The following is a 25,650-nucleotide window of genomic DNA, read 5'->3' on the forward strand; positions in this document are numbered from 1 at the left end:
AACCCTCATTGATTGATCGCGACCGGCAGCGGATTGACCGCCAACAGCCGTTTGATTTCCGGTACGCAAGAGCCGCATTGGCTACCGCAGCCCAGTTGTGTTTTCAGTTGATTCAGATCAAGCCCGCGACCAATCCCCGCCAGCACGGCGCTTTCGCTGACATTCATGCAGTTGCACAAGGTTTTGCTGTTGTGAGGCACGGCCGCCGCGTTGCCGGGTGGCGTGCTGATGGGTGCCAGTAGCCAGCGGCGTAGTTGCTCATCGGCGCGACCTTCCAGCCACAGACTCTGCAGCCAATGCCGGGCGATGGTTTCCCCGGCCAGACGGATAGCAGTGATTCGCCCATTTTCGATACGCACCCGCTTGCCAATGGAGCGCCGCGGATCGTCGTAGGACAGCACTGGTCCTTCGTTGAGACCGAGCAATTGGTCGATCTGTGTGAGTAATCGATTGTCGGGTGCCTCGGCGCTGGCAGCGCGTATCAGCAGTGCGGGACGCTCACGGCCCGCCAGGCTGAGGCTGGCGTAGGCAAACGCCTCACACAGGGGGCGCAGGGCTTCCAGGTGGGCCTGCACGTCGCCCTCGACCAGCGCGAACAGTTGCCACGGCAAGCTCACCGCTTCGATGCGCACGCCAGCGTGTTTCAGCTCCGGTTGCTTGGACAGCGGGTCGAAGGCCGGTTGCGTGAGCACGTTAACGCCGCCCTTGAGAAAGCGGTTACCCCAATGCATCGGCAGGAACGCCTGGCCGGGGCGTACGCTGTCATCGCTGCTGACGGGCACGATCAGGCTGCCGCGACGGCTTTTCAAACTCACCAGATCACCCGCTTGCAGGCGATGGCGTCGCAGTTCATCAGGGTGCAGGCTCAATACCGCCTCGCTGACATGGCCGAACAGCTGCGCAGAGGTGCCTGTACGGCTCATGCCGTGCCATTGATCGCGCAGGCGGCCAGTGTTCAATGTCAGAGGGAAACGCGCGTCACGCAGCTCCTTGGCGGCCCTGTAGGGCTCGGCGATGAAGTTGGCGCGGCCTGAGTCGGTAGGGAATACGCCATCGCCGTACAAGCGCGCTGTGCCTGTCTGGGCGCCGACTGGGAAGGGCCATTGCTGTGGCCCTTGCTGATCGAGCAAGGCATAGCTGATGCCCGACAAATCCAGGTCGCGTTCACGAGTCAGTTGTTTGTACTCGTCGAACAGCGCTTGTGGCTGATCGAAATCGAACAGGCTGGGCATGCCCGGGCGCAGCCGTTGCTCGAGACGTTGGGCGAAATCCACGGTAATCGCCCAATCCGCGCGCGCCTGGCCCGGGGCCGGAATCGCCTTGCGGACGTGGGAGATGCGCCGTTCAGAGTTGGTCACAGTGCCTTCCTTCTCGCCCCAGCTGGCGGCTGGCAACAGCAAATCGGCAAATGGGGCGGTTTCGGTGGTGCGAAAGGCTTCCTGCAAAACGACGAAGGGGCAGGCGCTCAGCGCTTGCTGGATCTTTTGCTGATCCGGTAATGACTGTGCAGGATTGGTGCAGGCGATCCACAAGGCCTTGATCTTGCCGGTCTGTAGTTGCTCGAACAGTTCGATCGCGGTCAGCCCGGTGGTGGCAGGCAGTGCATCGACCCCCCAATACGCGGCGACGTCTGCGCGATGCGTGGCGTTGGCCGCTTCGCGATGACCCGGCAGCAAGTTGGACAAACTGCCGGTTTCGCGGCCGCCCATGGCGTTTGGCTGACCGGTGAGAGAGAAAGGGCCTGCGCCAGGGCGGCCAATCTGCCCGGTGGCCAGGTGCAGATTGATCAGCGCGCTGTTCTTGGCACTGCCGGCGCTGGACTGATTCAAGCCCATGCACCACAGCGACAGAAAGCTTGGCGCCGTGCCAATCCACTGCGCGCAGGCGTGCAGCTGCTCCACGGGAATGCCGCAGATATCCGCGACCATTTGCGGGGTGTAGTCGCGCACCAGGGTTTTCAGCTCGGCATAGCCCTGGGTGTGGTGGTCGATGAAGCTGCGATCGATCCAGTCTTCCCAGAGGAGCAGATGCAGGATGCCGTGAAACAGCGCGACATCGGTGCCCGGCTGGATCGCCAGATGCAGGTCAGCCAGTTCGCAGGTGTCGGTGCGGCGGGGGTCAACAACGATTATTTTCATGTCCGGACGTTGGCTTTTCGCTTCTTCCAGCCGGCGAAACAGCACCGGATGGGCGTAAGCCATGTTGCTGCCGACGATCAATACGCAATCGCTGAGTTCGATGTCTTCGTAGCTGCACGGTGGCGCGTCGGCCCCCAGGCTGCGCTTGTAGCCAACTACGGCGGAGGACATGCACAACCGCGAATTGCTATCGATGTTGTTGGTACCAACCAGTGCCCGGGCCAGTTTGTTGAACGCGTAGTAGTCCTCGGTCAACAGTTGCCCGGAGACATAGAACGCGACGCTGTCCGGTCCGTGTTCGCGAATGGTGTCGGCGAAGACATTGGCTGCGTGGTCCAGCGCCGTGTCCCAATCGGTGGGGCTGCGTGCCAGGGATTTACCCAGGCGCAGTTCCGGGTGCAGCGCCCGGGCGGTCAGGTCGCCGGTCAGGTGCAGGCTCGAGCCTTTGCTGCACAGCTTGCCGAAGTTGGCCGGGTGCTGCGGGTCTCCGCTGACCCCGAGAATGCGCTCATCGTCATGCTCGATCAGCACGCCGCAGCCGACCCCGCAGTAGCAGCAGGTCGACGCGGTGATCTGCGTCGCGGCTGGCGCGCGCATTATGCTGCTTCCTTAAGTGCCAGCAGCACGCGGCCGTTCTCGATCCGGGCCAGGTGTTTGTGCGCGCAGCCCACGTCCGGCGCCTGCGCTTCACCCGACTCCAGGTCGATCTGCCAGTTGTGCAGCGGGCAAGCCACGCGTTTGCCGTAGATCAGCCCCTGAGACAGCGGCCCGCCTTTGTGCGGGCAGCGGTCATCCAGAGCGAAGACTTCGTCGTCGCTGGTGCGAAAGATCGCGATGTCACCTTTTGGCCCTTCGACGATGCGCGAGCCCAACGGGTTGATGTCGTCCAGTGCGCAGATATCGAGCCAGTTCATGCCAGCACCTCCACAGGGATGCGTTCGAATTCTTTTTTCAGCAGCGGTTGCTCGATGCGTTCTTTCCAGGGGTCTTGCTCGAATGACAAGGAGAATTGCAGCCGTGCATTCAGGGCGCGGCGGTTGTCATCGTTTTCCAGCACGGCTTTTTTGATGTGTTCCATGCCGACCCGCTGCAGGTAGTGCACGGTGCGCTCAAGGTAGAAAGCTTCTTCGCGATACAGCTGCAAAAACGCGCCGTTGTATTCACGGACTTCTTCAGCGGTTTTCAGCTTGACGAAAAACTCGGCGACTTCGGTCTTGATCCCGCCGTTGCCACCGATGTACATCTCCCAGCCGGAGTCGACCCCGATGATGCCGACGTCCTTGATCCCGGCTTCCGAGCAATTGCGTGGGCAACCGGAAACGGCCAGCTTGACCTTGTGCGGCGACCACATGTTGAACAGGTCGTGCTCCAGCTCAATGCCCAGTTGGGTCGAGTTCTGCGTGCCGAAGCGGCAGAATTCACTGCCCACACACGTTTTCACCGTGCGGATCGATTTGCCGTAGGCATGCCCGGACGGCATGTCGAGGTCTTTCCAGACGCCCGGCAAGTCCTGCTTTTTGATTCCCAGCAGGTCGATGCGTTGCCCGCCGGTGACCTTGACCATGGGCACGTTGTATTTGTCGGCGACATCGGCAATGCGGCGCAGCTCGGAAGGGTTGGTCACGCCGCCCCACATCCGCGGTACCACCGAATAGGTCCCGTCCTTCTGGATGTTGGCGTGGGCACGTTCGTTGATCAGGCGCGATTGCGGATCGTCTTTCGCCTCACCCGGCCAAGTGGAAATCAGGTAATAGTTCAGTGCCGGACGGCAGGTGGCGCAACCGTTGGGGGTGCGCCAGTTCATGTAACTGATGGCGCCGGCGATGGTCAGCAGGTGCTGCTCGCGGATGGCCTTGCGAATTTGCCCATGGTTCAGGTCGCTGCAACCGCAGATGGCTTTTTCGCTCTTCGGCTTGACGTCTGCGGCGCCGCCCACGGTATTGATCAGGATCTGCTCCACCAGCCCGGCGCACGAGCCGCAGGAGCTGGCCGCTTTGGTGTGCTTTTTCACGTCATCGACGCTGAACAGGCCGTGTTCCTGAATCGCCTTGACGATGGTGCCTTTGCAAACGCCGTTGCAGCCGCAGACTTCGGCGCTGTCGGCCATGCCCATGGCTTTGTCCTGGCCTTGGTGGCCGACGTCGCCCAAGGCATTCTCGCCGAACATCAGGTGGTCGCGGATTTCATTGATTTGCGCGTTCTCGCGGATCTGCCGGAAGTACCAGCCGCCGTCGGCAGTGTCGCCATACAGGCAGGCGCCGACCAGCACGTCATCCTTGATCACCAGCTTTTTGTACACGCCGCCAATCGGGTCGGAGAGGGTTATGGTCTCGGTGCCTTCGCCGCCCATGAAGTCGCCAGCGGAAAACAGATCGACGCCAGTCACTTTCAACTTGGTCGAGGTCACCGAGCCTTGATAGCGAGCGAAGCCCAACTGAGCCAGGTGATTGGCGCAGACCTTGGCCTGTTCGAACAGTGGCGCTACCAGGCCGTAGGCGATACCGCGATGGCTGGCGCATTCGCCGATGGCGTAGACCCGTGGGTCGTAGGTTTGCATTGTGTCGTTGACCAGAATCCCGCGGTTGCAGGGGATGCCGGACTGTTCAGCCAGCTCGGTGGCGGGGCGGATACCGGCGGCCATGACCACCAGGTCGGCTGGAATCACATCGCCATTCTTGAACTGCACGGTTTTCACCCGGCCGTTGCCGTCATCGTGCAGCGCCTGGGTCTGTTCGTTCAGGCGGAAGCTCAGCCCGCGTTGTTCCAGCTCGGTTTGCAGCAGTCCGGCGGAGGTTTTGTCCAGTTGCCGCTCCAGCAGCCAGTCGCCGATATGCACCACGGTCACGTCCATGCCGCGCAGCTTGAGGCCGTTGGCGGCTTCGAGACCGAGCAGGCCACCGCCAATCACTACCGCGTGGGTGTGGGTCTTGGCGGTGTTGATCATGGCCTGGGTGTCGGCGATGTCGCGGTAACCGATCACGCCCTCCAAGGTATTGCCAGGGATTGGCAGGATGAAGGGGGTTGAACCGGTGGCGATCAGCAGGCGATCGTAGTGTGCTTCGGTGCCGTCGTCGGCGATGACGATGCGCTTGGCGCGGTCGATCTTCACCACTTTGCGGTTGAGCAGCAGCTGGATGTTGTTGTCCAGGTACCAGCTCAAATCGTTGAGCACGATTTCATCGAATGTCTGCTCACCCGCCAACACCGGCGAGAGCAGGATACGGTTGTAATTGGGGTGCGGCTCGGCCCCGAACACGGTGATGTCGTACAGATCGGCGCTCAGTTTGAGCAGTTCTTCCAAGGTGCGAACGCCGGCCATGCCGTTGCCAATCATCACCAGTTTGAGTTTTTTCATGTTGCCTCCGAGAGACCACGAGGGGCGTGCTCGACAAATTCCGCGCAAACAAAAAAAGGCGTCCCGCCAGTCACCTGGCGAGGACACCTTTGTCCAGTCCCGTTCTCTCGGGAAGTGCAGCTTTCGTCGTTGAAAGCTGCACTTTTATAAATTGCTTGATGAAGCTAATGCAGTGGTTGTGCCAAGTCGGGGAAGGTCCGGTTTTTCTGGTGTTTACCCGCTGAGGTGGCTGATTTATCGCACCCTTTTAAAGCAGGTTGCGCGGATATGGTGCAAGCCTGCTCCCACATTAGTTATCCATGCAGCAGCCAAATCATCAGCAGCAGATTCACCAACAACGACACCAGCGCTAACGTCCGCCACACCTTCAGCGGTTCGCGTTCCAGTAGCGGTCTGGGCCTGACCTCGAGCATGGTCGTCTCGGCCTGCCCCAGTTGCAGCAGCCACTCTTCGGCGGTCTCGTAACGTTGGGCAGGGTCGGCATGCAGCGCCCGACTCAGGTTATGGTCCAGCCAGTCGGGCACGTCCGGCCGATAGCGACTGGCCGGGACCGCAATGCCGAAGCGCGGATGCTGAAACGCTTCTATTTCGCCGTAGGGGTAGTTGCCGGTGAGCAGGTAATACAGCGTCACCCCGACGCTGTACAAATCCTGTTGTCCACTCGGGGCCGTGCCGGTAAAGGCTTCGGGCGCGATGTAACTCGGCGTGCCCGGTAAATCGTTGGCGGTGTCCACCGACAAGCCGGGGCAATACGCCAGGCCAAAATCCAGCAGGCGTAGTTCGCCGTCATCATCGAGCAGGATGTTCTCCGGCTTGATGTCGCGGTGCAGGATATTGCGCCGATGCAGCAGGCCCACGGCCCGCAGCAGGCGTGTTGCGAGGTCTTGCCACTGCGCTAACGGCAACGGACCGTTTTGCGCAAACACCTCAGTCAATGTCTGGCCGGGGTACTCGCGCATCAGGTAATACAGGTGTTGACGCTCGGTGGCCGGATGAACCTCAGGGAAAAACCGCCCGGCCACGCGTCGCAAAAACCACTCTTCCAGCAACAGGCTTTGCCCGGCATTGGCTTCGGTGTGGCGACTCGCGGGCAAGGTTTTCAGTAGCCAGGGCTGTTGCTGCCGGTCGCGTACCCGATACAGCAAGGATTGCCGCGACTGCCCGAGTACCGCTTCCACCTGCCAGCCTTCAAACCATTGCCCCGGTTTCAGTGGGGGTGGCAATGGCCATTGCTGAAGCTGGATCAGTGTGTCGCCGAGGCTGTCCAGGCCCAGGCCATCGACCTGAATCAGCAGGGCGCTGGCGTTGTCCTGGCTACCAGCGAGGTGCGCAGCGCTGACCAGGGTCTGCACTGCGCTGTCGAGATTGTCCTGTTCACGCAGGATCGAGGTGATGCTGGCATCACTTAGAGTCGCCCACACGCCATCGCTGAGCAGCAGCCAGCGCTCGCCATCGCGCAGTTCGCCGTCGAGGTAGTCCATGACCACGTATTGATCCAGCCCCAGCGCGCGCTTGAGCACATGCTGCATGTCCGGCTGCTCCCAGACGTGGTCTTCACTGACACGTTGCAGTTGCCCGGCGTGCCAGCGGTAGACCCGGCAGTCGCCGACATGAGCCAGGGTGAAACGCCGCCCGCGCAGTACGATTGCGCTCAAGGTGGTCAGCAGCCCGTTGGCCTGGAGCCAGCGATTTTGTGCCAGCAACAGGCGATCCAGCGATTGCGCAATGCCCCAGGTTTCCGGGGTGGCGTAGTAGTCTAGTGCCAGTGCCTGCAAAGTCGAACGGGCCGCCAGTCCGCCATCGACACAGTGGCTGACACCATCGGCGAGGGCGAACAGGTAGCCTTTGCTCGCCGCCAGCGCCGGCATCGGTGTCACCAGACGGCCGGCGTCCTGATTCTCCGGACGCGGGCCGCTGGCGCTGAAATGGGCGAAGCTCAGTTGCAGGCTCATCGCTGGGCCTAAACCCGTGCGGCGGTCACAGCGGCCGAGCCCCACGTGGTTCTCCAGCGACGCTTGACGTTATACAGGCCGAACCAGGCCAGCACGCCGAGGCTAGCGAACAGCCACAGGCCCATCTGGTATTCGCCGGTGTTCTGCTTGATCGCCCCCAGACCGGCTGCCAGCAAGAAACCACCGACCCCACCGGCCATACCGATCAAGCCGGTCATCACACCGATTTCCTGACGAAAGCGCTGTGGCACCAGTTGAAACACCGCGCCGTTACCGGCACCAAGACCGAGCATTGCCGAGACGAACAGCGCCAAGGCCGCCCACGAACTGGGCAGGTTAAAACCTACCGCCGCAATACAGACGGCCGCTACGGCGTACATCCCCGACAAGGTGCGAATCCCGCCGAATCGGTCCGCCAGTGCACCACCGAGTGGGCGCATCATGCTGCCACCGAACACGCAGGCAGCCGTGTAATAGCCAGCAGTCACCGGGCTCAGGCCGTATTGGTCGTTGAAATAGCCGGGCAGGGCGCTGGCCAGGCCGATGAAGCCGCCGAAGGTCACACTGTAGAAAAACATGAACCACCAGGTGTCACGGTCACCCAAGGCTTTCATGTAGTCCGCCATGGATTTAGGTTTGGCCCGCTGCGGTGAGTTGCGGGCCAGCAACGTAAAGGCGATCAGGGTGAGACCCAGCGGAATCAGGGCGAAACCGAACACATTGCTCCAGCCAAAAGCCATGGCCAGCGCGGGCGCGATCAAGGCGGCGAATACGGTGCCGGAATTGCCTGCACCGGCAATCCCCATGGCCTTGCCTTGATGCTCTGCCGGATACCACTGCGAGGCCAGCGGCAGGGCGACGGCGAAGGATGCGCCTGCCATGCCGAGGAATATCCCCAACAGTAACGCTTGCTCGTAGCTGTGGATGCCCAATTTCCAGGCTGTCAACAACGCACCAATCACGATCACTTGACCGATGATGCCGGCCGTTTTGGGTGACAGTTTGTCCGCGAGCAGGCCCATCAAAACCCGCAAAAAGGCACCCGCCAGAATCGGTGTCGCGACCATCAATCCGCGCTGCTGGGTGGTCAGGTGCAGGTCGGCGGCGATCTGTACGGCCAATGGGCCGAGCAGGTACCAGACCATGAAACTCAGGTCGAAATACAGGAAGGCTGCGAACAGAGTCGGTTTGTGGCCGGCTTTCCAGAAGCTTGTATTCATTGAACACCTCATCTGCAAAAAAAGAGTCGTGGCCGGAGGCCAGAAAGCAAAAAACGCCGCAACCCGAATCGCTTGAGCGAGAAGGGTGTGCGACGTCTTTGTCGTAATGCGGGGCAACCGCCGTTGGCTACCTGAGATTGTTAAAGCAAGAGCCGGGCCAAATGCTGTACGCAAATCCCTGTAGGAGCGCGCTTGCCCGCGATGGACCGCGAAGCGGTCCCAAAAATGCTGAGTACCGTTCTACTGCCAGAATCGAGTCGCTGATTTTGCGACTGCTCCGCAGCCGATCGCGGGCAAGCGCGCTCCTACATGGATGGTGGGTGATCTACCCCAGCAACTCACTCATGGCAATGATCTGCTCGGCCACCTGGATCAGCTTCTGCTGGCGGCTCATGGCCTGGCGGCGCATCAGTGTGTAGGCCTCTTCCTCTTTGCAGTCCTTCATTTTCATCAGCAAACCTTTGGCCAGTTCGATGCGTTTGCGCTCGGCCAGTTGCTGGTCGCGTGCCTGTAATTGGGCACGCAGCGCCTGATCGCTCTCAAAACGGGCCATGGCCACGTCCAGAATCGGTTGCAGGCGCTGGGCATGAATGCCTTCGACGATGTAGGCGCTGACCCCGGATTTGATCGCCTGACGCATGACGGCGGGGTCGTGTTCGTCGGTGAACATCACAATGGGGCGTGGCTGATCGCGGCTGACCAGCACCACCTGTTCCATCACATCGCGACCGGGGGATTCGGTGTCGATCAGAATCACGTCTGGGCGCACCGCTTCCACCCGTGCGGGTAAATCGATGGTCAGTCCGGATTCATCGATCACCTCGAAACCGGCCTCGCTAAGGGCGGCCTTGAGGCGTCCGACTTTTTTTGCCGTGTCGTTGATCAGCAGGATACGCAGCATGTTCGCGATCTCCTTCAGCGGCTGACACGGGTGGGGACGGTATCAGCCAGTGCGTGCAGCTTGAAGCTGCGTGCATAGGCTGCTGGATCGCTGCCGTCCCAGACGTTGCCATCAATCAGTTGGCTGCTGCGCATGGCCGACGCGGGGATCGCAACGCCCACTGCGGCGGCGGCCTGGCCGTACAACTGCAACTGCTGCACTTGCATGGCGACCGCGAGATAGTCGGGGTCTTCGCGCAACAGGCCCCAGCGCCGGAATTGGGTCATGAACCACATGCCGTCGGACAGGTAAGGCAGGTTGACTTCACCTGCGCCGTGAAAGCGCACGGCATGCCGGTCGTGCCAGTGATTGCCCAGGCCATCGGCGTAATCCCCCAGCAGGCGTGGTTCGATGCAGCCCACCGCCGTGTTGAGGTATTCGCTGCCGCTGAGCAACTGTGCAGTGCTGCGGCGGTTTTCATCGTTTTGTTCGATGAAGCGGCTGGCTTCGAGCACCGCCATGACCAGCGCCCGTGCGGTGTTGGGATACTGTTCGACGAACTCACGGGTACAGCCGAGGACTTTCTCCGGGTGATCCGGCCAGATTGCCTGGGTGGTTGCCAGGGTAAAACCCAGCTCCTGATTCACCGCGCTGGCGCACCAGGGTTCGCCGACACAAAAGCCGTCGATACGACCGGCTTGCAGGTGCGCGACCATTTGTGGCGGTGGCACAACCACGCTGTTGACGTCGTTCAGCGGGTGAATGCCCTGGCTTGCGAGCCAGTAATACAACCACATGGCGTGAGTGCCGGTGGGGAAGGTCTGGGCGAAGGTCAGTTTTGTGCGGCTTTGGTGCACGCGCCGGTCGAGCGCCTCAGGACTGGTCACGTTGGCGTCTTGCAGTGCTTTGGATAAGTTGATGCTTTGCCCATTCTGGTTCAGGCCCATCAACACCGCCATGTCGGTGGCCAGGCTGCCGCTGATACCTAACTGTACGGCGTAGATCAAGCCATAAAGGCTGTGCGCGGCGTCCAGTTCGCCACTGACCAGCTTGTCGCGCAGATTGGCCCAGGACGATTGACGTTTCAGGTTCAGGGTCAGGCCGTACGGCTGAGCGAAACCCTGGGTGGCCGCCACTACCAATGACGCGCAGTCGGTCAGGGCCATGAAGCCCACGTCGATGGCATTTTTCTCCGGCGCATCGCTGCCTGCGACCCACGCCAGGGCATTGCTCGGTGATGTATTCATAATCGGTCGTTCATGAGTGTGCGCCATCCATAAAAAAGCGTCGCGCCCTGTTTGCAGAAGCAAAGACGGTCACGACGCCATTGTCCGATGCCTCGCTCCGCCGTTGGAGCGAGTGCTGATGCACGGTTTCGTGCAAGGCATATGCCACTCTTGCCAAGGCACATAACCTGTAGAAGCGCGCTTGCCCGCGATAGGCCGGGGTCGCGTCCGACACGAAGGACCTTCTGCGACTGACCCACCGCCATCGCGGGCAAGCGCGCTCCTACAAATGTCGGTAACCCACAATGTTGATCTGCTGTAGTTCGAACTCGCCTGCGAGCCCCCAGCCCGTCTATAATCGCCGCCCTGAATTCAGCCCCTCACGAGCTACGCCCGCCCATGTATAACCTGGCCCGCCAGTTATTGTTCAAACTCTCCCCGGAAACCTCCCATGACCTGTCGCTGGATTTGATCGGCGCGGGCGGGCGTTTGGGGCTCAATGGCTTGTTGAGCAAAGCGCCCGCGCGGTTGCCGGTAACGGTCATGGGCCTGAACTTCCCTAATCCGGTCGGGTTGGCGGCGGGACTGGACAAGAATGGTGCGGCCATCGATGGCTTCGCGCAGTTGGGCTTTGGTTTTGTCGAAATCGGCACCGTGACCCCGCGCCCGCAGCCGGGCAATCCGAAACCACGGATTTTCCGCTTGCCTCAGGCCGAGGCGATCATCAATCGCATGGGCTTCAACAACCTGGGTGTCGATCACCTGATCAGCCGCGTAAAGGCGGCCAAATACAGCGGCATCCTGGGAATCAACATCGGCAAGAACTTCGATACGCCGGTCGAGCGGGCCGTGGACGATTATCTGATCTGTCTGGACAAGGTCTACGCCCATGCCAGCTATGTGACGGTCAACGTCAGTTCGCCGAACACGCCCGGTTTGCGCAGCCTGCAATTCGGCGACTCGCTCAAGCAATTGCTCGAAGCGCTGCGCCTGCGTCAGGAAGACCTTGCGCAAAAGCACGGTAGACGTGTGCCGCTGGCGATCAAGATCGCCCCGGACATGACAGATGAGGAAACCGTACTGGTGGCCGCTGCGTTGATCGAGTCGGGTATGGATGCGGTGATTGCCACTAACACCACCCTCAGCCGCAAGGGTGTCGAAGGTTTGCCCCATGCCGACGAAGCGGGTGGTCTGTCGGGCGCGCCGGTTCGCGAAAAAAGTACCCATACGGTCAAGATACTGGCAGGCGAGCTGGCGGGGCGGTTGCCGATCATTGCGGCGGGCGGGATCACCGAAGGCATGCACGCGGCTGAAAAAATCGCCGCAGGTGCGAGTCTGGTGCAAATCTATTCGGGCTTCATCTACAAAGGGCCGGCGTTGATTGGTCAGTCGGTGGACGCCATCGCGGCGATGGCAAGACGCTGAGCCGCTATCCATAAAAGACGGCGATAAAAAAGGGGGTTCCCTTGAGGGAACCCCCTGGGCTTTCGCCCGCCGCCCGGATGGGGCGTGCATGGTTCAGGTTTAATGTCGAAGATTTTAAAAAAACTTGATCGGAATGTGCCTGGTTAGCCGACCGCGTGAAGTTCGTTGAGTCTGTGGATGCCCGCAGTGCCGGTCATACCGTCCCAGTTGTCGCCGCGTCCTTCTCGCCAGCCATTGATCCAGGCTTGGCGTACCGACGGTAGAGTAAAGGGGCAAAGCTCACGGGATTTACCATGAACACCAAATTGATATCCGCGTAAAAATGCTCTTTCCAACGGATCACGCTTAAGTCTTCTCATAGGGTATTGCCCTCGTTTGTTGACTGTTATGTCCCTGAAGACCTCATGTCGAGGTCGGGCAGAATCTTCTGCCGTTGGTACCCGCTGCCGGCGTCGCGGGCTTGGTGTCGTCATCGTTGCGGTGACAACCTGAGTTGATTTCTAACCAATGCGCTGGGCCCTGTGAATGATCGTTTTGTCATAAGAACGTAACGGTTGGCATGTTATGGCCATAAGCAAGTCACTCTTTTGGCGTGATGTTTTTGTCACGAGCCCCCTGAACCGAGGCTTTGGCTGAAATTTGAAGTTGTTTCTCAGGCATGAATGATGGCGAATTGCACGCTACCGTTAATCGACGAAGGGTCGAGGGATGTGACTTTTTGTCGCAACGATCATCAAGATAAACGCGCTTGGCTCGAACCATTAGTTGTCATTCGGCCGCCAGGCTGATGGACTGACTGCCGCATTGACGCTCTGCGCTGATGACGGTGGACCGGCACAATGTGTGTGCCACGCAGGCGTTCTCCAAGAAAGGCGCCTGTTTAAAATCTGGTCGGGCAATGCGTTGCCCCGCCGCTTATCGCCAAAGGCGTTGGATTACCCATGTCGGACCGTTACGAACTCTTCCTTACCTGCCCCAAGGGCCTCGAAGGCTTGCTCGCAGAGGAAGCCACCGGGCTTGGCCTCGAGGAGACCCGCGAACACACCTCGGCGATTCGTGGCATGGGCGACATGGAGACGGCCTATCGGCTGTGTCTCTGGTCGCGCCTGGCCAACCGCGTGTTGCTGGTGCTCAAGCGTTTCCCGATGAAAGATGCCGAGGACCTGTACCACGGTGTACTCGACGTTGAATGGGAAGATCACCTGGACGCCGAAGGCAGCCTCGCGGTGGAGTTCAGCGGTAACGGTTCGGGGATCGACAACACCCACTTCGGCGCGCTGAAGGTCAAGGATGCAATCGTCGATAAGCTGCGCACCCCGTCGGGACTGCGTCCGTCCGTCGATAAACTCAACCCGGACCTGCGTGTTCACCTGCGTCTGGATCGCGGCGAAGCGATTCTGTCTTTGGACCTTTCCGGGCACAGCCTGCACCAGCGCGGTTATCGCCTGCAGCAGGGCGCGGCACCGTTGAAAGAGAACCTGGCAGCGGCGATTCTGGTGCGTGCCGGTTGGCCGCGCATCGCAGCCGAAGGCGGCGCACTGACTGACCCGATGTGTGGTGTCGGTACCTTCCTGGTGGAAGGGGCAATGATGGCGGCGGACATTGCGCCAAACCTCAGGCGCGAGCGTTGGGGCTTCTCGGCCTGGTTGGGGCACGTCCCGGCCTTGTGGAAAAAGCTGCACGAAGAAGCTCAGGCGCGGGCCGACATCGGTCTGTCCAAGCCACCGCTGTGGATTCGCGGTTATGAAGCCGACCCACGTCTGATTCAGCCTGCGCGCAATAACATTGAACGCGCCGGATTGAGCGAGTGGATCAAGGTGTATCAGGGCGAAGTCGCGACCTTCGAGCCGCGCCCGGACCAGAACCAGAAAGGCCTGGTGATTTGTAACCCGCCCTACGGCGAACGTCTGGGTGATGAAGCGAGCTTGCTCTATCTCTACCAGAACCTCGGCGAGCGTCTGCGTCAGGCGTGTCTGAACTGGGAGGCGGCGGTGTTCACCGGCGCACCGGATCTGGGCAAGCGCATGGGCATTCGCAGCCACAAGCAATACGCCTTCTGGAACGGCGCATTGCCGTGCAAATTGCTGTTGATCAAGGTGTTGCCGGATCAGTTCGTCACCGGCGAGCGTCGCACCGCCGAACAGCGTCAAATCGAACGCGAACAGGTCGAGACCGAGATCTCCAGCGAAGTCGAAGCGCCGGGCAAGTACGAAAAGTACAACAAGAATGGCAATCCGATCAAACCGGCCCCGGTGGTCGTCGAGCAGGCACGCCTGAGCGAAGGCGGGCAAATGTTTGCCAACCGCCTGCAAAAAAATCTCAAGCAGATGGGCAAGTGGGTGCGCCGCGAAGGCATCGATTGTTATCGGGTCTACGATGCTGACATGCCGGAATACTCGCTGGCCATCGATCTGTACCACGATTGGGTTCACGTTCAGGAATACGCCGCACCGAAGTCCATTGACCCGGAAAAGGCCTCGGCCCGTCTGTTCGACGCCTTGGCTGCCATTCCCCAGGCGCTGAGCATCGACAAGAGCCGTGTGGTGATCAAGCGTCGCGAGCGCCAGAGCGGTACCAAACAGTACGAACGCCAGAGCGCCCAAGGCCAGTTCAAGGAAGTCAGCGAAGGTGGCGTCAAGCTGCTGGTGAACCTGACCGATTACCTTGATACCGGTCTGTTCCTCGATCACCGGCCGATGCGCATGCGCATCCAGCGTGAGGCGGCGGGCAAGCGTTTCCTCAACCTGTATTGCTACACCGCAACCGCCAGCGTGCATGCAGCCAAGGGCGGTGCACGCACCACCACCAGTGTCGATCTGTCCAAGACTTACCTTGATTGGGCACGGCGTAACCTGTCGCTCAATGGCTTCTCTGACAAGAACCGCCTGGAGCAGGGCGACGTCATGGCCTGGCTGGAAGCGAGCCGCGACGAGTACGACTTGATCTTCATCGACCCGCCGACGTTCTCCAACTCCAAACGCATGGAAGGGATCTTCGACGTGCAGCGCGATCAGGTGCAATTGCTCGATCTGGCGATGGCGCGTCTGGCGCCGGGTGGTGTGTTGTATTTCTCCAACAATTTCCGCAAGTTCCAGCTCGATGAAAACCTCAGCGAGCGTTATGCGGTCGAGGAAATCACCGCACAAACCGTGGACCCGGACTTCGCTCGCAACAGCAAGATCCACCGCGCCTGGCGCATTACGGCGCGCTAGATCGACGATGCCTCACGCCCTTACTTCAATTAGTCGGGCGTGAGGCTAGGCAAATTAGTGGCGAATGGCTATAACGGAGCTATAGCCAAGGTGACGCCACAACACGCCGGCGTTATGAGTTCTGCTTATGCCGCTCAACACCGTCCGCCCCAAGATTTTAGGTTTGATCAGCGAAGATGCCTGCGCATGGTCCGCTGCTGTTCTGGCGTTCGTGGCAGGTGCCGCGCTGACCGCTATGCTCGCCGCGGCCAACAGCGAGAAGCATCAACACCAACTGCATCAGCGTTTCAATCTGTTGGCCAGCGAACGGTTCAGTCGGATTCAGGAGCGCTTCGACGATCAGGTCCAGCGTCTTGACGACCTGCGTCGCTTCTTTGTCTTTTCCGACGAAATCACCCAACGCGAATTCGATGGTTATGCGGCGCCCTTGTTGGTGTGGACGCAGGCCTATTCCTGGACGCCCAGGGTTCCAGGTGCTGAACGCTTGGCGTTCGAACAGCGGGCGCATGCGTCAGGCTTGAGCGATTACACCATTCGCGAGATGGATGCATCCGGCGTATTCAAGCCTGCAACGAATCGCGCGGAATACTTCCCGGTGCTCTACACCCAATCCCGCAGCACGCTGCCGGTGCCGCTGGGGTTCGACGTGCTGTCCGAAGGCATACGCCGGGCCACGCTTGAGCGCGCGCGCCTGACGGGCGGTATGGCAGTGTCGCCGCGAATGGATCTGGTGGGCCTGGAGCCGGCCAACACCAGTGGCGTATTGCTGGTTTCGCCGGTGCTGTCACCGGGTCTTGGAGGTGGGGCGCAGAATCAGGCGCTGTCGGGGTATGTCATGGCGGTGATCAGCCTGCGTAGATTGATGTCCGAAGGCTTGCCCGAACAGACACGCGATAACCTCGCGGTGCAGCTGTTCGACATGTCTTCGCCGGCCGAGCCTGATTTGCTCTACCAGTCGAGTAACAGCGCCGTCGAAAGCGATCTGCACATCACCACGATGCTGAGCATGGCCGACCGTGATTACCAGTTGGACATTCGTCCATCCGTTGCATTCATGGCGGCCAATCAGTCCTCGTCGACCAGTGTGGTCGTGTTGGGCGGCTTGCTCAGCCTGATCCTCAGTGCCTTGTTCTACAGCCTGATCAGCCAGCGTCAACGCGCCTTGCTGTTGGTCGAGCAGCGCACGACCGAGTTAAGCAGCGTGTTGAGCGCATGGGAAAAACTCAGTGCCCATGTGCCCGGTGGTATTTATCAGTACCAGATGAATCGCGATGGCAGTTCCTGTTTTAACTACGCCAATAACGGTATGTGGCGAATTTACGAGCTGTCGCAGGATGTGATGCAGCGCAGTGCAGATGCAGTGTTCGAGCGGATTCACCCCGTGGACCTGGACCGGATCAAGAGGTCGATCGGTTTTTCCGCCGAGCACTTGACCCCGTTGTGTGAAGAGTACCGTGTCGAACTGCCGTGCCAGGGACAGCGCTGGTTGCGTGCCGAGGCCACTCCTGAGCGATTGCCCGATGGCGGGGTGCTGTGGCACGGCTTCGTCTCTGACATCTCCGACTTGAAGCGGGTCGAGGAGGGGTTGCGTGCGTTGTCGGTGACGGACGTGCTGACGGGTGTCTACAACCGCCGTTATTTCCAGGAGCGGCTCAAGGCCGAGCTGTCTCGGGTCCAGCGGCATGGCCGTGAGCTGTCGGTGATCATGCTCGATATCGATCACTTCAAACGCATCAACGATCAATTCGGTCATGCCACGGGTGACCAGGTGTTGCAGGCGCTCTGCCAGCGGATCGGCCAGCGGTTACGCCGCGACGACGTGTTCTGTCGGCTCGGTGGCGAGGAGTTTATGGTGCTGTGCCCAGACACGAATGGGAAGCAGGCTTATGCGCTGGCACTGGAGTTGTGGAATGTGCTGCGCAGCCACCCCATCGACGGTGTTGGTGTGGTGACGGCCAGTTTCGGCATCGCCAGCTGGCGCCCGGCTGAAGGCGGCGATGCCTTGTTGCTGAGGGCTGACTCGGGGGTTTATGCCGCTAAACAGGCTGGGCGCGATCGGGTCGAGCCAGAGTTGCCTTGAAGCCATAGGCAGTCAACGGACCCGTCAATAAACGGGTCCGCTGAAGATCAGGGCTGCAGAGAGACCGCGGTGCTGGCCAGCTTCGGTTGGCGATACAGGTCGAGTAACGCCTCGTCGAGCACTGAAGCTGTGCCCCCTACCCCTGAGCCGTTGAGGATCGCTACCACCGCCCAGGTATTGCCATTGCTGTCGCGGCTGAAGCCGGCAATCGCGCGCACGGTGTTCAGGGTGCCGGTCTTGATATGCGCCTCACCCCGCATTGGCGTGTTCTTGAGGCGTTTGCGCATGGTGCCGTCCACGCCTGCCAGAGGCAGAGAACTCATGTACTCAGCCGCGTAGGGGCTCTGCCAGGCGGCCTGGAGCATCTGTGCCATTTCACGTGCACTGACCCGTTCGGCGCGAGAAAGACCTGAGCCGTTTTCCATGACCAGATGTGTAGCGATGATGCCTTTCTTCGCCAGCCACTGCCGAACTACGCGTTGCGCGGCCTTGGCATCATCGCCGTCGGCTTCGTTGCGGAACTGCGCGCCCAGGCTGAGGAACAGCTGCTGAGCCATAGTGTTGTTGCTGAATTTGTTGATGTCACGAATGATCTCGGCCAGGTCCGGAGAAAACGCCTTGGCCAGCAACTTCGCATCGCCCGGCACGACATCGAGTCGGTCCTTGCCCAGAATGCTTCCGCCCAGTTCCTGCCAGATCGCGCGTACGGCGCCAGCGGTATAGGTTGGATGATCCAGCAGCGACAGATACGTCTGCGAGTTACAGCCTTGGCCCAATTGGCCGCTGACCGTTACCGTGACGCTGCCGTCAGCCTGGGGGGCCGGGCTGTAACGGACGTCGCCGGTGCATTTGTCCGACGGCAGTGCTTTGACCTGATTATCGATATGGATGCCGGCAATCGGTGGCTCGACGGACACCAGCACCTTGCCCGTGTCATTGCGCGCCACAAAGCGCAGGGCTTTGAGGTTGACCATCAATGCGTCGGGCTTGACCAGGAACGGCTTGTTTTCGTCATTGCCGTCGTCATTGAACTCCGCCAGTTGCGGCTGGATGAAGTGACTGCGATCCAGCACCAGGTCACCGGTCACCTGTTGCACGCCGTTGGCACGCAGGTCACGCATCAACAGCCAGAGTTTTTCCATGTTGAGCTTGGGGTCGCCGCCGCCCTTGAGGTAGAGGTTGCCATGCAACACGCCATTGCTCAGGGTGCCATCGGTGAAGAATTCGGTTTTCCATTGATGGTTCGGGCCGAGCATTTCCAGCGATGCATAGGTCGTGATCAGTTTCATGGTCGACGCCGGGTTGACCGAAACATCGGCATTGAACACGGTCGCGGTACCCGGGCCATTGAGCGGCAACATCACCAGAGACAGGGCATCGTTTCGCAGTTTGGCGGCTTTGAGGGCTTGCTGAACCCTGGGTGGCAATGAGGTGTTGATGGGTGCGGCGGCGACGGACATGGCCAGGGGGAAAAGAAGGCTGGCGAAAAACAATGGACGCAAAGATTTGATCATTTGAAATAAAACCCTACTGCTGAGAAGGGGGAAAAAATGGAGGGCATGGATGGGTTCCCTCGGTCATCGTTACTTCAGGCGGAGTGAAAACGGCGGTTCAAGGCGCTGTTGTGCTGACGGCTGATTTGTCAGTGACTGGAGCGGGCCCCGAATTGAGCGGCATTATGCCCCAAGCGTGGGTGACTTGTGCCGTGGCAAGGCCGTCTGATCGGCTATTTTTTTCGACAGGCGGGTAATTTTTCTGCGAAGGGCTCGCTCACCGGCAAACATCGGCACTGAGGCGGGCATTTAATGGCCCAAGCTGGTAAAGTGCCGCCCGTTATTACTTATGAGGATTGTTCCATGGCCACTAACCGTTCCCAACGTCTGCGCAAAAAACTCTGCGTGGATGAATTCCAGGAGCTGGGTTTTGAGCTGAACCTGGACTTCAAACAAGACCTTGATGATCAGGCTATTGATGCCTTCCTCGACGCTTTCCTGACTGACGCCATGGAAGCCAATGGTTTGAATTATGTTGGCGGTGATGATTTCGGTCTGGTTTGCTTGAGCAAACGTGGCTCGGTCAACGAAGAGCAGCGTGTCACTGTCGAAGCCTGGCTGAAAGGCCGCAGCGAACTGACAGAAATGACCGTCAGCCCGCTGATCGACGTCTGGTACCCGGAAAAGCCGATCAATCCGGTAGCTTGATGTACTTGATGTAAGAAAAGGCAGGCCCCGGGGCGCCCCAGGGCCTGCTTTTTTCGCCGAGTGCAATGCTCCGGCGATGACTCCCGATTTATCCCCGCGCACCCAATCCCGCTTTGGCCAAAACGCTGTTTTCATCGACGGTGTCGATTTGTTGCGGCTGTAGAAAGCGGGTGGCGTATTGCTGATAGATACCTGCCTGGATAAACAGCTGAAACAGTTCTGGATCGATATGCGCATCGCGACACATCTGCGCCATGATCGTCAGCGCTTCGCTGAGGACTGCCGAGATCGTCCGAATGATGGCTACTTGATATTCGGTCGGCAAATCAATCCAATGGCTTGCCCATTGTTATTTCGTAAGGTTTGAGGCCAAACGAGCGGTAAAGCGCCTGCGCCGCCTGATTCTGAGCGAAGACATTCAGCTCGATGCTCCCGATGCCTCGGGCCCTGGCCCATTGCTCGACTGTTTGCAGTACCTTTTTCGCATAACCACGGCGCCGCGCATGAGGAAAAATTTCGAGGTCATAGATAAAGAGAGTCTCGACCTCATGCTCCGTGCTGACGCCGAACCACAGGACGCCGACGTCTTCGCCCTCGGTGGATTGCAGACTGAATAGATGGTGGTCGGGGGTATCCAGTCCGGCCGGGAGCAGCTCTTTCATGCCATCGATGACGTCTTCCGGCGGCGGTGGCTGGCGATACGTCTCTCCGACGTCTTGTACATAACCCGCGGCCGAGTGGGCCACGAAGCGTTGAAATTGCTCTTCGCTCATGTTGATCAAGTGCACCATCGGTTGAACGCCCTGTTCGGTCAAGTGAGAGGGTTTGGCGTCGCAGCGCCATCGATCTGTTGCGCGCGCAATGCGTGTTCGAGTTCGATCATCGCGGCGTCGATCGCCTGCAGCCGGGCGGCGATCACTTCGTCCGATGTCGCTTCATCACAGGCGTCTTCCAGCGCTTCGCAGTGTTCGATCACGTCGCGGGCCTGGATGATTCGCGCTGCCCCTATGATTTTATGAGCCATGTCGCGAAGGCTTTGCCGATTACTCTCGATCGCAGTCGCCGCCAGCTCTTTACGGTCTTCCTGACTGCTGCTGAGCAACTGCGCGAGCAAGCGTTGAATCAGTTCCGGACGCCCAGCGGTCAACGCGTTGATACCGTCGACACTGAAGACCGCCGTGGCGATTTTCGTCGAATGCAGGGGGAGGGGGGTTATCTTCGTCAACTGCTCATTGAGCGCGGTCAGGCTGATGGGTTTGAACAGGCAGCCGTCCATTCCTGCGTCCCGGCAGCGCTGGAACTCCTCGGGTTGCGCGTTGGCGGTGAAACCGAGAATGGTGCAATGGGGGAGCGACTGAGCCTGCTCATGAGCGCGGATGGCACGGGTCAGGTCATAGCCGTTCATCACGGGCATGTTGCAGTCGGCAAGGACCAGATCGAAATGACCTTCCAGCCAGATGTGCAAGCCCTCGGCGCCGTGTTCGGCCGCTTGAAAGTGATGCCCCAGGAAGCCAAGCTGCTGGCACATCAACAGCCGATTGGCGGGGTGATCATCGACGATCAGAATGTTCAGGGGGGTGCTGACATCGAGCAGGGGAACGCGGTGCTGCGCGACGACCTTGATCGATTCCAGCGTGGTCAGCGTCAAGGCAACCTGCACTTGGGTGCCCTGGCCGTGTTGGCTGCTCAAGGTCAGCTGGCCACCCATCATTTCACACAGGCTGCGGCAGATGACCAGACCCAATCCCGCACCACTTCTGGCCAACTGACCGGAATTGTCGGCCTGGGCGAATGGTTCGAACAGTCGCCGCTGGTCCTCGTCACTGATGCCGATGCCACTGTCCTGAATCAACAGGTGCAGGTGCAATTGTTGCGGATCCGGGCTGTCTTCGAGGTGCAGGCTGATCTTGATCTGGCCTTGTTCGGTGAACTTGATCGCATTACTGATCAGGTTGGAAAGGATCTGTTTGAAGCGTAACGGGTCGAGCAGCACATCGACGTTTATGCGGCTGTCGAAGTCCAGCAACAGGTTCAGACTTTTTTGCCGGGCCAGGCCGTCGAACACTCGCACCACTGACTCCACCAGCTCCCGCAGATTGGCCCGTTCCGGGCTCAGGCAGAGGCGGCCGGACTCGATCCGGGCGATATCGAGAATGTCGCCGATCAACTCCAGCAGGTCTCGGGCCGAGTTGTAGGCGACTTCGATGGCCGGACGATCCAGATGCCCTTGGTCCGCACGTTTGAGAGCCAGTTCGAGCATGCCGATCACGGCGTTCATCGGGGTACGGATTTCGTGACTCATGGTCGCCAGAAACGTACTTTTGGCGCGGTTGGCATCGTCGGCCAGGTCCTTGGCGGCGTGCAGGTCTTCGATCAGCTGGCGTCGCTCGCTAATGTCGATCCAGCCGCCAATGATGCCTTGTACCTCACCCAACGAGTCCCGGAAAGGCAGGATCCAGTGATAGATGGTCAGTTGGCGATCGCCGATCTGCAGCGCGCGGTCAAGAATCAGCGGGATGCCCTCGGCCATGACCCGTTGGTAGTCGGCGGCATACTCCCGGGCTTCGAACACATTGCCCAGCACGCCATCCATGACACTTTTGCCGATAACGTCTTCGCGCCTGACCGAGAAGGCTGCCAAATAGCTGTCATTGCAGGTTTGCAGCAGACCTTCACGGTCGCGCACATAGATGGGATGAGGGGTGCCATTGAGCAATGTGCGCATGAATTCGAACTGATCGTTCAAGGCGCGCTTTGCCATCTCGCGTTGTTTGATCTGGCGGCGCATGTAGGCGTTCCAGGCCAGCGAGCCCAGCAGTAACAGGCCGGTGCCGATTACGATCCGATAAATCAGCTCATGGTAGTTGCGCCAGTAACCACCGCTTGGCGGGACATAGGCGCGCCACCGATTGTTGATCACGGCGAGGTCCTCCGGGACGATGCTCGAAAGGGCCTTGTCCAGGATCGAACTTAGCTCTGTGGCATTACGCGCGGTGGCCATGGAGATGCGTGCCTGATCGTCACTGACAGTGGCACTCATCTGCAATTTGTCTTCGAACAGCTGCGAGGACAGGAAATAGTTGGCACTGACCAACGAAATGACTGCGCCTTGCACTTGCCCTTGAGCCAGCATGTCCAGCGCCTGGAAAGGGTTGTCCGTCTCCACCAGGTCGATCTGAGGGTACTCGCGCTGAAGGAAGGGGAGGCTCGGGCTGCTTTGGGTGACGGCCAGGCGCTTGTCCGCGAGCTGATCCAGATGGGTCGGGCTGGAGGGTTTTTTTGGGGTCACCAGCACGAAAGAGGTGTCCAGATAGGGACGGCTGAAGCTGAAACGACTTTCCAGTTCATCGCTGGGAATCATCGTTCCGATCAAGTCTGCCTCACCCTCGCTGACCTGCTTCATCATTTCGGTCATGCTCGGAACGCGTTTGACCTCGAAGTTCAGGCCCGTGCGCAGGCGGACCAGATCGAGCACGTCGGCGGTAATCCCGCGGAAGTTTCCGCTGGCGTCCAAAAACGTCAACGGCGCATACGCCTCATTGATGACGATACGCACCACCGGGTGCTGTGCAATCCAGCGCTCTTCGCGTTGGGTCAGTTGTAGTTTATGGTCGGTGAGCAGCAAATCGCTGCCGGCGCTCCAGCGTTTGGAAATGCTGACCCGTTCGTCGATCGGGATCGCCTTGAGTGTTTTGTTGACGATCTCCAGCAACTGGGTGTCATCGCTGCGCACGGCGAAGCTGAAACCGTCGGCCTCATGCTTGCCGAAATTGGCCATCTGCACATTGTTCAGATAGCCCTTGTTGATCAGATAGTGGGTCGAGATGGTGTCACCAAGGAAGACATCGGCCTGATTGAAGGCGACGGCGTTGATTGCACTTTGAAATGAAGGGTACGTTTGAATGAGTGCGTTGGGGTAGAGCGCTTCGACTTCTTCCAGCGGCAGGTAGTGATAGACCATGCTCAAACGCATGCCGGCCAGGCCCTCGGTGAGCGGGCGGGTCTCTCCCACGCGGGTGACCAGCACCGGTTGATCAATGGCATAGGGCATGGACAATGTGATGTTCTTGCCCTTCGCCTCGAAACCGTTGGCGCTACCGAGGAGGTCGATCTGTCCCTGGGTCAGGGCTTCAATGGCCGCGTCCCTGGATTCGAAGCGCTGGACCTTGATCGGCGTGTCCAGGGCATGGGCGAGAATGCCCGCGTAGTCGGCAGTGAATCCTTCGTAATCGCGACCGGTGAGGGTCATGTCGAAAGGCGGGTAATCCGGGGCTGAAGTGCCCAGTATCAACTCACGCTTGTTCTGCAGCCACTGCCATTGCGCCCTGTCCAGCCGGGTTTCCATGTGGCTGGGGCTGGAGCGGCTGAGCAGCGTGTAGTGCTGGGACGCAAGCTCTGCTGCCTGCACATTCATGCTCAAGCAAATGCCTGCGACCAGCTTCAGATAATCCATTAAGCGCTTCGACATCCGGTCTCTCACACTAGCGCGTTGCGTTTTGCCATCTCGATAAGGTCTACCAAGGTTTTTGTCCTGAGTTTCTGCATAAGCCTGGTCTTGTAGGTGCTGACGGTTTTGTTGCTGAGGAACATGCCTTTGGCAATTTCTTTGTTGGTTCTGCCTTGGGCGAACAGCTGCAATACCATCAATTCGCGATCATTGACCAACTTGAATAATTCAATTTCAGAAGGCGGCCCGTCTTCGCGACAAGCAGGGCTCAGGGCTTGGCTTGGGAAGTAATTGTAGCCGGATAACACCGCTCTTACCGAACTGAGCAATTCGCTCAGGTCTTCCTGCTTGCAGACATAACCAGCTGCACCCGATTGCATACAGCGTATAGCGAAAATATTGGGGGTCTGAGCGGTCAGCACCAGGATTTTCGATGGCAAGCCCATCGCGTTGAAGCGGGCCAGGACTTCCAGGCCATCCAGTTTGGGGATACTGATGTCGAGAATGATCAGGTCAGGCATGCATTCGCGGACCATTTGCATGGCGTCCACGCCGTTGTCCGTTTCGCCAACCACTTCATAATTTTCATTTTCCAATAGCATGCGTACTGCCAGGCGAATAACGGGGTGGTCGTCGATGATAAAAACCGAGTTCATAATTCAATTCCATACAAGCGAAGAAAGCGCGCACCTTAGCTCAGATGTTCAGGCAGGCACATGAACCGACAGGGCTGCCAAGTGGATATAGGAAAGTTCCTACAAGAATTAACGTATTTACGTACGTAAATGCTCACGGAACTGAGTCGATGTTTAAAATATCGGACAGTTCTAGTGTGTAGATTTGCTATCAAACTGCACGCGATTTATAGCGTTTGGGAATTACCCTACAGCAAATTAGGATTTTGCCTGCGTGACAAAGACTTTGTTTATTCGCTGTATCTAACATGGACGTTTAAAGGGTGATGAAGCATTTGCAAGCGCATGAGCAAGCCATTACATAGGTCGGTCAGTGGCGATGGAGGCTGCCGTTGCCGCCAGCAGTGCGGTGAAGGCCTGAACGTGCAAGGGCTTGCTCAAGCATCCCAGGAGGGGTAGCCGGCGCTGAGCAGCAGTGCTTTCCAGTTCTTCCAATTGTTCCTGGCTCAATCCGCTGAGCACCACAGCCCTGCGAATCAGACCCTGCTGGCTGGCCAGTTCTATCAAGTCCAGGCCCGGCAGATCGGGCAGGCATTGATCGCAGAGCAAGACGTCGAAGGGGTCTTTTGCCTTCTCCATTGCCACCATTGCTTCAGCAGCGCTCAACACCGGGGTCAACCGGTAGTAGCCTTGGTTGTTCAGCAGTATTTGGGTGGCAATCAACTGGAAAGGGTGATCTTCCACCAACAAGATGCGCAGGTTGTTTTTTGACATCAGGATCTTCCGGGCTGATAAGTGATCTCACCGGTACGGGGCAAGAACAGGTCGAATTATTCGGCAGCCGAGCATCTCGATCGATAGGGCTTTTCTGTTCTGGAT

The 25,650-nt window shown here is 59.3% G+C and carries 17 protein-coding genes and 1 pseudogene; 4 read left to right on the forward strand and 14 right to left on the reverse strand.

The annotated features are described in order from the left end of the window. Positions 1 to 5 precede the first annotated feature (5 nt). The 7 genes from AC1MEE_RS07680 to AC1MEE_RS07710 all read right to left on the reverse strand — a co-directional run bounded on the left by AC1MEE_RS07680 (position 6) and on the right by AC1MEE_RS07710 (position 10,792). Positions 6 to 2,735, reverse strand: a complete 2,730-nt coding sequence (locus tag AC1MEE_RS07680) for a nitrate reductase (protein ID WP_480414730.1) — start codon at positions 2,733 to 2,735, stop codon at positions 6 to 8. Continuing rightward, positions 2,735 to 3,052 carry a nitrite reductase small subunit NirD gene (gene nirD / locus AC1MEE_RS07685; RefSeq protein WP_480414731.1) on the reverse strand — a complete coding sequence of 106 codons (318 nt, stop codon included), beginning with the start codon at positions 3,050 to 3,052 and terminating at the stop codon, positions 2,735 to 2,737. Before nirD ends, AC1MEE_RS07680 begins: the two co-directional genes overlap by 1 nt. Then, positions 3,049 to 5,493 (reverse strand): nitrite reductase large subunit NirB, encoded by a 2,445-nt coding sequence (gene nirB, locus AC1MEE_RS07690; RefSeq protein WP_480414732.1) that lies wholly within the window; start codon positions 5,491 to 5,493, stop codon positions 3,049 to 3,051. The genes nirD and nirB overlap by 4 nt, the downstream gene beginning before the upstream one ends. Positions 5,494 to 5,786: 293 nt before the next feature. Then, positions 5,787 to 7,445 carry a bifunctional protein-serine/threonine kinase/phosphatase gene (locus tag AC1MEE_RS07695; RefSeq protein WP_480414733.1) on the reverse strand — a complete coding sequence of 553 codons (1,659 nt, stop codon included), beginning with the start codon at positions 7,443 to 7,445 and terminating at the stop codon, positions 5,787 to 5,789. Between the two features lie 8 nt (positions 7,446 to 7,453). Then, complete coding sequence (locus AC1MEE_RS07700) at positions 7,454 to 8,665, reverse strand: nitrate/nitrite transporter (protein ID WP_480414734.1); 1,212 nt, start codon at positions 8,663 to 8,665, stop codon at positions 7,454 to 7,456. Positions 8,666 to 8,990: 325 nt separating this feature from the next. Further along, positions 8,991 to 9,566, reverse strand: coding sequence for an ANTAR domain-containing response regulator (locus AC1MEE_RS07705; protein ID WP_480414736.1), 576 nt, complete (start codon positions 9,564 to 9,566; stop codon positions 8,991 to 8,993). Between the two features lie 14 nt (positions 9,567 to 9,580). Then, on the reverse strand, positions 9,581 to 10,792 hold the full coding sequence (locus AC1MEE_RS07710; protein ID WP_480414738.1) for a CmpA/NrtA family ABC transporter substrate-binding protein: 1,212 nt from the start codon (positions 10,790 to 10,792) through the stop codon (positions 9,581 to 9,583). Positions 10,793 to 11,170: 378 nt separating this feature from the next. Here AC1MEE_RS07710 and AC1MEE_RS07715 point away from each other — a divergent pair, with 378 nt between their 5' ends. Then, the gene (locus AC1MEE_RS07715) at positions 11,171 to 12,196 is read left to right on the forward strand and encodes a quinone-dependent dihydroorotate dehydrogenase (protein ID WP_480414739.1); all 1,026 of its coding nucleotides are present in this window, start codon (positions 11,171 to 11,173) and stop codon (positions 12,194 to 12,196) included. 143 nt (positions 12,197 to 12,339) lie between these two features. On the opposite strand, the gene rmf is transcribed toward AC1MEE_RS07715, so the two are convergent. Beyond that, positions 12,340 to 12,555, reverse strand: coding sequence for a ribosome modulation factor (gene rmf, locus AC1MEE_RS07720; RefSeq protein ID WP_080290409.1), 216 nt, complete (start codon positions 12,553 to 12,555; stop codon positions 12,340 to 12,342). A 582-nt stretch (positions 12,556 to 13,137) separates the two neighbouring features. On the opposite strand from rmf, the gene rlmKL reads away from it, so the two are divergent. Then, positions 13,138 to 15,408, forward strand: coding sequence for a bifunctional 23S rRNA (guanine(2069)-N(7))-methyltransferase RlmK/23S rRNA (guanine(2445)-N(2))-methyltransferase RlmL (rlmKL, locus tag AC1MEE_RS07725; protein WP_480414741.1), 2,271 nt, complete (start codon positions 13,138 to 13,140; stop codon positions 15,406 to 15,408). Positions 15,409 to 15,535: 127 nt separating this feature from the next. Then, a complete protein-coding gene (locus AC1MEE_RS07730) occupies positions 15,536 to 17,488 on the forward strand; it encodes a sensor domain-containing diguanylate cyclase (RefSeq protein ID WP_480414743.1) in 1,953 nt (650 codons plus the stop codon). Between the two features lie 47 nt (positions 17,489 to 17,535). Here the strand turns inward: AC1MEE_RS07730 and dacB are convergent, their stop codons facing one another. Further along, the gene (gene dacB, locus AC1MEE_RS07735; protein ID WP_480414744.1) at positions 17,536 to 19,002 is read right to left on the reverse strand and encodes a D-alanyl-D-alanine carboxypeptidase/D-alanyl-D-alanine endopeptidase; all 1,467 of its coding nucleotides are present in this window, start codon (positions 19,000 to 19,002) and stop codon (positions 17,536 to 17,538) included. Between the two features lie 342 nt (positions 19,003 to 19,344). On the opposite strand from dacB, the gene AC1MEE_RS07740 reads away from it, so the two are divergent. Beyond that, complete coding sequence (locus AC1MEE_RS07740) at positions 19,345 to 19,689, forward strand: YggL family protein (RefSeq protein WP_480414745.1); 345 nt, start codon at positions 19,345 to 19,347, stop codon at positions 19,687 to 19,689. An 88-nt stretch (positions 19,690 to 19,777) separates the two neighbouring features. Here the strand turns inward: AC1MEE_RS07740 and AC1MEE_RS07745 are convergent. The 5 genes and pseudogenes from AC1MEE_RS07745 to AC1MEE_RS07765 all read right to left on the reverse strand — a co-directional run. After that, a pseudogene (locus AC1MEE_RS07745) lies at positions 19,778 to 19,966 on the reverse strand (hypothetical protein); the annotation flags it as partial. 49 nt (positions 19,967 to 20,015) lie between these two features. Continuing rightward, entirely contained in the window at positions 20,016 to 20,462 is a 447-nt protein-coding gene (locus tag AC1MEE_RS07750; RefSeq protein WP_480414746.1) for a GNAT family N-acetyltransferase, read from the reverse strand. Between the two features lie 38 nt (positions 20,463 to 20,500). Then, positions 20,501 to 24,157, reverse strand: a complete 3,657-nt coding sequence (locus tag AC1MEE_RS07755; protein WP_480414747.1) for a transporter substrate-binding domain-containing protein — start codon at positions 24,155 to 24,157, stop codon at positions 20,501 to 20,503. Between the two features lie 8 nt (positions 24,158 to 24,165). Then, on the reverse strand, positions 24,166 to 24,792 hold the full coding sequence (locus tag AC1MEE_RS07760) for a response regulator (RefSeq protein ID WP_480414748.1): 627 nt from the start codon (positions 24,790 to 24,792) through the stop codon (positions 24,166 to 24,168). Positions 24,793 to 25,128: 336 nt separating this feature from the next. Next, positions 25,129 to 25,545: a response regulator gene (locus AC1MEE_RS07765; RefSeq protein ID WP_480414749.1), complete on the reverse strand. Its 417-nt coding sequence runs from the start codon at positions 25,543 to 25,545 to the stop codon at positions 25,129 to 25,131. Between the last annotated feature and the right edge of the window lie 105 nt (positions 25,546 to 25,650).

It is taken from the genome of Pseudomonas sp. ASL3, from assembly GCF_056680425.1.